Source organism: Amycolatopsis sp. NPDC003676, from assembly GCF_053587275.1.
In genome coordinates, this window is the sequence record NZ_JBSFNS010000385.1 from 1 (window position 1) to 1,110 (window position 1,110).

1 protein-coding gene is annotated in these 1,110 nt (G+C 65.4%); it reads left to right on the top strand.

Features of this window, described 5'->3' with window-relative positions:
- Nucleotides 1-161 precede the first annotated feature (161 nt).
- Nucleotides 162-1,019 (top strand): SDR family oxidoreductase, encoded by an 858-nt coding sequence (locus ACWDNU_RS46620; protein ID WP_449673549.1) that lies wholly within the window; start codon nucleotides 162-164, stop codon nucleotides 1,017-1,019.
- Nucleotides 1,020-1,110: the final 91 nt, after the last annotated feature.

The following is a 1,110-nucleotide window of genomic DNA, read 5'->3' on the forward strand; positions in this document are numbered from 1 at the left end:
ACTATTTTTTTTTTTTTTTTTTTTGTTTTATGAGTTTATTTATTAGTAAGAGCCCCACTCCCCTCCGCTCGGGGCGGTGCCGGCGGCCCTTCGGGTGATTGAACGGCTCCGGAGCGGGTAGCCGGAAGGAACGGAACCGACTTTTCGGGGAGGACTCCCGCATGGCAGACCGCATCCGACCGCCGCAGCAGCAGGATCCGCCGGGCACCACCGCGGAAATGGACCCGCAGCCGCGCGATTCGATGACCGGCTACGAGGGCCGCGGCCTGCTCGCCGGACAGCGCGCGCTGATCACCGGCGGCGACTCCGGCATCGGCCGCGCGGTCGCCATCGCCTTCGCGAAAGAAGGCGCGGACATCGCGATTTCGTACCTCAACGAGCACGAGGACGCCGAGTACACCGCCGATCGCGTGCGCGCGGAGGGGCGGGAATGCTTGCTGCTGCCAGGGGATCTCGCCGAGGCGAGCCAGTGCCGGGACATCGTCGAGCGCACACTGTCCGAATTGGACGGTCTGGACATCCTGGTCAACAACGCGGCGACGCAGTGGCCGGTCGACAGTCCCGAGGACCTGACCGAAGAGCAGTGGATGCACACGTTCGACGTGAACCTGCACAGCTACTTCCGGGTGACCGCCGCCGCGCTGCCGCATCTCGGCGACGGCGACGTCATCATCAACACCGGTTCGGTGAACGGCTTGCGCGGCAACAAATCCCTCATCGACTACTCGGCGACGAAGGGCGCGATCCATTCCTGGACGTACGCGATGGCGCAGGCACTGGCCGACCGGGGGATCCGGGTGAACTGCGTCGCGCCGGGTCCGGTGTGGACGCCGCTGATCCCGTCGACGTTCCCGCCGGAGAAGGTGGAGAAATTCGGCCTGCAGGCTCCCATGCAGCGGGCAGCGCATCCGGACGACCTCGCGCCGTCGTACGTCTTTCTCGCCTCGAACCGGCTGTCGTCGTACTACAGCGGCGAGGTGCTGGCGGCTCTTGGCGGCGAGACAGTCCCCGGCGGATAGCTGGGCCAAGGTACGTGAGGGGAACCCTGAGGGAATCAGATTCCCTCAGGGTTCCCCTCACGTACCGTTAGCGGCCTTCCGAGGCGAGTCC